The 5933-nt window shown below is 72.5% G+C and carries 5 protein-coding genes and 1 pseudogene; all 6 read left to right on the top strand.

The features are described 5' to 3' along the window. A pseudogene (locus ACJ73U_RS14105) lies at window positions 1-231 on the top strand (Crp/Fnr family transcriptional regulator); the annotation flags it as partial. 19 nt (window positions 232-250) lie between these two features. Then, window positions 251-1630: a family 2B encapsulin nanocompartment shell protein gene (locus ACJ73U_RS14110; protein ID WP_407778054.1), complete on the top strand. Its 1380-nt coding sequence runs from the start codon at window positions 251-253 to the stop codon at window positions 1628-1630. Window positions 1631-1632: 2 nt separating this feature from the next. After that, window positions 1633-2664, top strand: a complete 1032-nt coding sequence (locus tag ACJ73U_RS14115; RefSeq protein ID WP_407778055.1) for a family 2 encapsulin nanocompartment cargo protein polyprenyl transferase — start codon at window positions 1633-1635, stop codon at window positions 2662-2664. Between the two features lie 92 nt (window positions 2665-2756). Further along, complete coding sequence (gene ispH / locus ACJ73U_RS14120) at window positions 2757-3683, top strand: 4-hydroxy-3-methylbut-2-enyl diphosphate reductase (RefSeq protein WP_407778056.1); 927 nt, start codon at window positions 2757-2759, stop codon at window positions 3681-3683. Beyond that, window positions 3680-5389 (top strand): 1-deoxy-D-xylulose-5-phosphate synthase, encoded by a 1710-nt coding sequence (locus ACJ73U_RS14125; RefSeq protein WP_407778057.1) that lies wholly within the window; start codon window positions 3680-3682, stop codon window positions 5387-5389. Before ispH ends, ACJ73U_RS14125 begins: the two co-directional genes overlap by 4 nt. Next, the coding region (locus ACJ73U_RS14130; RefSeq protein WP_407778058.1) for a flavodoxin-dependent (E)-4-hydroxy-3-methylbut-2-enyl-diphosphate synthase at window positions 5390-5933 on the top strand (544 nt) is incomplete at its 3' end.

Here is a 5933-nt window from a genome sequence, read left to right on the forward strand (position 1 = left end):
CGGACGAGCAAGGTGCTGCTCATGCGCACCGGCGAGGAGACCCAGGGCGTCGTCGGCCTGCACCAGACCGGTATCCCCGACGAGTACCGGCCGAGCCTTTCGGTGCGGTTCATGAACATCAGCGAGCAGGCGATCGTCTCCTACCTCGTCAGCGCGTACTACTCGTGCGCGGTGCTCGTGCCGGACGCGCTGGGCATCCTGGAGAACGTCGAGCTGGGACGGGAGGGCTGACGTGTCCACAGTAGACACCATGAGCGTCGAGACCACCGCCCGCCGGAGCCTGTCGACCAGGGCGGCACGCAACCTCGCCACCACCACCAAGACCAAGCCGCAGATGCAGAGCATCACCACGCGGTGGCTGCTCAAGATGCTGCCGTGGGTGGACGTCGCGGGCGGCACGTACCGGGTGAACCGCCGGCTCAGCTACGCGATCGGCGACGGCAGGCTGACGTTCATCAGCGAGGGCGACGCGATCCGCGTCGTGCCGGCGGAGCTGCGGGAGCTGCCACTGCTGCGGGACTTCACCGACGAGCAGGCACTCGCGGCGCTCGCGAGCAGGTTCGAGCAGCGGGAGCTGGCCGCCGGCGAGGTGGTGGTCCAGGCCGGGACGCCGCGCACCGAGTTGTTCCTGCTGGCGCACGGCAAGGCGCAGCGGATCGAGCACGGCCCCTACGGCGACGACCAGGTGGTCGACGTGCTCGCGGACGGCACGCACTTCGGCAGCGAGGTGCTCGCCGGCATCGACGACACGTGGCAGTTCACCGTCAAGACGGTCACGCCGTGCACCGTGCTGGTGCTGCCCGGGCAGTCGTTGCAGCAGCTCAACGGCCAGGCCGGCCCCCTGCGCGAGCACCTGCGGCAGGCGCTGTCCCGGCCCGCGCCGCCGCAGAACAAGAAGGGCGAGGCCGCGATCGAGCTGTCGGCCGGGCACGAGGGCGAGGTCGAACTGCCCGGCACGTACGTCGACTACGAGCTGAAGCCGCGCGAGTACGAGCTGGCCGTGGCGCAGACGCTGCTGAAGGTGCACTCGCGGGTCGCGGACCTCTACAACGACCCGATGAACCAGACCGAGGAGCAGCTGCGGTTGACCATCGAGGCCCTGCGCGAGCGGCAGGAGGACGAGATGATCAACAACCCCTCGTTCGGCCTGCTGCACAACGCGGACCTCTCGCAGCGGATCTTCACCCGGTCCGGTCCACCGACCCCCGACGACCTGGACGACCTGCTGTCGCGGCGCCGCAAGTCGCGGTTCTTCCTCGCCCACCCGCGCACCATCGCCGCGTTCCGCCGCGAGTGCACGAAACGGGCTCTGTACCCGCCGACCGCGCCGCTGGAGGGCTCGACCGTGCAGACGTGGCGCGGCGTGCCGATCCTGCCGTGCGACAAGATCCCGATCTCGGAGGGGAACACCTCGTCGATCATCGTGGTGCGCACGGGTGTCGAGGACCAGGGCGTGATCGGGCTGCACACCGTGAACATCGACGACGAGGTCGAGCCGAGCCTCAACGTGCGGTTCATGGGCATCGACGACCAGGCCATCCTGTCGTACCTGGTGAGCGTGTACTTCTCGGTGGCGGTGCTGGTCCCGGACGCGCTCGGCGTCCTCGAGAACGTCGAGATCGGACGCTGACCATGGTCGCCCCGGAACGGATCATCAGCACCGACGACACGCTGGCGTGGAGCCGGCAGCTGGTCGAGCCGGCGTTACGCGCGGCGGTCGGCACGCTGCCGGCCACCACGCGACGGGTCGCCGGCTACCACCTGGGCTGGTGGGACCAGTACGGCACGCAGGTGTCGCTCGCCGGCGGCAAGGCGATCCGCCCGACGCTCGCGCTGCTGGCCGCGGCGGCCGTCGGCGGCTCGCCCCGCGAGTCGGTGCCGGCGGCGGTCGCGGTCGAGCTGGTGCACAACTTCTCGCTGCTGCACGACGACGTCATGGACGGCGACCTGACCCGGCGGCACCGGCCGACCGCGTGGAGCGTGTTCGGCATCGGCTCGGCGATCCTCGCCGGGGACGCGCTGCTGGCGTTGGCACTGGACGTCCTCGCCGCGAGCGGCCACCCGGCCGCGGGCGGGGCGATGCGCTCGCTCAGCGCGGCGGTGCAGGACCTGTGCGAGGGCCAGTCCGCGGACATGGCGTTCGAGCGTGAGTCCACTGTAGACGTCGCGGAGTGCGAGAGCATGGTGGCGGGCAAGACCGGGGCGCTCATCGCCGCCTCGTGCGTGCTCGGCGGCATGTTCGGCGGCGCCTCGCCCCAGCAGGTCGGGCACCTGCGGGCGTTCGGCGAGCAGCTGGGCATGGCCTTCCAGCACGTCGACGACCTGCTCGGCATCTGGGGCAGGCCGCGGGCGACGGGCAAGCCGGCGTACTCGGACCTCCGCAACCGCAAGAAGTCGCTGCCGGTGGCCGCGGCGCTGACGTCGGACACGCCCGCCGGCAGGGAGCTGGCGGAGCTGTACACGCGGCCCGCACCACCGTCCGACGACGAGCTGTCGCACGTGGCCGACCTGGTCGCGCAGGCCGGCGGCCGCGCCTGGAGCCAGTCCCAGGCCGACGACCTCGTGGCCGGGGCGGTGGCCCGCCTCGGCGACCTCGACACGCCGACCCCGGCGGCGATGGAGCTGGCGGACCTGGCCCGCCACCTGACCCACCGCGACCACTGACCCCGGCCGGGACGCCCTGGAGGGCGCCCTCGCGACGTTCCTCGTCCCGGAGGGCCCCTTCGGGACGTCCCCGGCTCGCCACAGGAGGTCCCATGGCTCCTCACACAGTTCTGCTCGCCGCGCCCCGCTCGTTCTGCGCGGGTGTCGAGCGCGCGATCGACATCGTCGAGCACGCGTTGCGGCAGCGCGGCCGGCCGGTCTACGTGCGCAAGCAGATCGTCCACAACGCACACGTGGTCGCGGACCTGGAGTCCCGCGGTGCGGTGTTCGTCGACGAGCTGGCCGAGGTGCCGCCGGGCGCGACCGTGGTGTTCTCCGCGCACGGCGTCTCCCCCGCGGTGCGGACCGAGGCGACGCGGCGGGAGCTCGACGTGATCGACGCGACCTGCCCGCTGGTCACCAAGGTCCACAACGAGGCTCGTCGCTTCGCGGCGCGGGGCGACACCGTGCTGCTGATCGGCCACGCCGGCCACGAGGAGGTGGACGGCACGCTCGGCGAGGCACCCGAGCGCACCATCCTCGTGGAGGACGTCGACCAGGCGAGAACCGTGGCGGTGCCCGACCCGGACCGGTTGTCGTACCTGACCCAGACGACCCTGGCCGCGGACGAGACCGAGGAGATCGTCGCCGTGCTGCGGGACCGGTTCCCCAACCTGCGCGGCCCGGCCTCGGACGACATCTGCTACGCCACCACGAACCGCCAGCACGCACTGTCCACAGTGGCCGCCGAGGTGGACCTGGTGCTGGTGGTCGGCTCGGCGAACTCGTCGAACTCCGTGCGTCTCGTGGAGTTGGCGAGGAGGACGGGCACCCCGGCCCACCTCATCGACGACGTGGGCGACATCGAGCCGGAGTGGCTCGACGGCGTGCGCACGGTCGGCCTGACCGCGGGTGCCTCGGCACCGCCGCGGCTGGTGGACGAGGTCGTGGCGGCCCTGGGACCGGTCACCGTGCTGGAGCACCGGACCGCGACCGAGTCGATCCGCTTCACGCTGCCGGCGGCGGTGCGGCCGTCATGACGCTGGCGCAGGCGACCGACCTGCACCGGATGTCGGCGGTGGACCTGTTGGCCCTGGCCGCGGAGATCCGCGCGTTCCTGGTCGACAACGTCCGCACCACCGGCGGCCACCTCGGGCCGAACCTCGGCGCGGTGGAGCTGACCATCGCACTGCACCGCGTGTTCTCGTCGCCGCGGGACCTGCTGCTGTTCGACACCGGCCACCAGGCGTACGTGCACAAGCTGCTGACCGGCCGCGCGGGCGACTTCGCCGCGCTGCGCCAGGCGGGCGGCATGTCCGGCTACCCGTCCAGAACCGAGTCACCGCACGACGTGATCGAGAACTCGCACGCGTCGACCGCACTGTCCTATGCGGACGGCCTGGCGAAGGCGTTCGAGCTGCGCGACCGCCCGGAGCGGCGCGTCGTGGCCGTGGTCGGCGACGGTGCGCTGACCGGCGGCATGACCTGGGAGGCGCTGAACAACCTGGCCGCCGCCACCCGCCCGGTCGTGATCGCGCTGAACGACAACGGTCGGTCCTACGCGCCGACCGTCGGCGGCCTCGCGGCCCACCTCACCCGGCTGCGGGCCGGGGAGGCCGAGCCGAACCTGTTCACCGCACTGGGTTTCGCCTACCTCGGTCCGGTCGACGGGCACGATGTCCGCGCACTGGAGGAGACGTTCCGGTTCGCGGCGGCGCTCGGACGACCCGTGGTCGTGCACTGCGTGACGGAGAAGGGCAAGGGCTACCCGCCGGCGGAGGAGGACGAGGCCGACCGCATGCACGCGGTCGGCCCGGCCGCCTCGGCCGGCGGCCGGTCGTGGACCTCGGTGTTCGCCGACGCCATCGCCGAGATCGGCGCGGACCGGCCGGACGTGGTGTGCCTGACCGCCGCGATGGCACTGCCCACCGGGCTCGGCCGGTTCGCCGAACGCTTCCCCGACCGGGTCTTCGACGTGGGCATCGCCGAGCAGCACGCGGTCACCTCGGCCGCCGGGCTCGCCATGGGCGGCTTCCACCCCGTCGTCGCGATCTACTCGACCTTCCTCAGCCGCGCGTTCGACCAGATCCTCATGGACGTCGCGCTCCACCGGCTCGGCGTCACGTTCGTGCTCGACCGGGCCGGCGTGACCGGGCCGGACGGCGCGAGCCACCACGGCATGTGGGACGCGTCCGTGCTGCCTGTGGTGCCGGGGCTGCGCCTCGCCGCCCCACGCGACCCCGCGACGCTGCGCGAGGCACTGCACGCCGCGGTCGAGGTGACCGACGCGCCGACCGTGCTGCGCTACCCCAAGGCGACCGTCGGGCCGGACATCCCGGCCGTGCGCCGGACCGACGGCTACGACGTGCTGCGCGAGGGACCCGGCGCACCGGTGCTGCTCGTCGCGGTCGGACCGCTGGCGCCCGCGTGCCTGGCCGCCGCGGAGGAGCTGGCCAGGCACGACGTGCGGGCGATGGTGGTCGATCCACTGTGGACCGCGCCGTTGCACACCGCGCTGGTCCGGCTCGCCGCGGACTTCCAGCTGGTGCTGACCGTCGAGGACACCACCGCGACCGGGGCGATGGGCGGCCGGCTCGCGCAGGCGCTGGAGCACACCCGCGTCGCGACGTTCGCGCTGCCGGCGGCGTTCCTCGCGCACGCGTCACGGACCGAAATCCTCAAGGCACACGGGTTGGACGCGAGCGGCATCGCGACAACCGTCCTCAAGCGACTCAAGGTGGTATAGTTGACTCTTCTCGGACTACCTCCGGTGCGGCCGAAACGGCGGCGGTCGCGGCAGATCGCGGTCGGCACGGTGCCCGTCGGCGGCGGCGCGCCGGTCTCGGTCCAGTCCATGACGACGACGGTCACGGCCGACGTCGAGGCGACGCTGCGGCAGATCGCCGAGCTGACCGCGGCCGGCTGCCAGATCGTGCGGGTCGCGGTGCCGTCACAGGACGACGCGGACGCCCTGGCCACCGTCGCGGCGAAGTCGTCGATCCCGGTCGTCGCGGACATCCACTTCCAGCCGAGGTACGTCTTCGCCGCCATCGACGCGGGCTGCGCGGCGGTGCGCGTGAACCCCGGCAACATCAGGAAGTTCGACGACCGGGTCGGGGAGATCGCCCGTGCGGCGGCCGACGCGGGCGTGTCGATCCGCATCGGGGTCAACGCCGGCTCGCTGGACGCGCGGCTGCTCGCCAAGTACGGCCGCGCGACGCCGGAAGCACTGGTGGAGTCGGCCTTGTGGGAGTGCTCGCTGTTCGAGGAGCACGACTTCCGCGACATCA

Origin of the sequence: Actinophytocola sp. (assembly GCF_045807065.1) — a bacterium.
Taxonomy (GTDB): Bacteria; Actinomycetota; Actinomycetes; order Mycobacteriales; family Pseudonocardiaceae; genus Actinophytocola.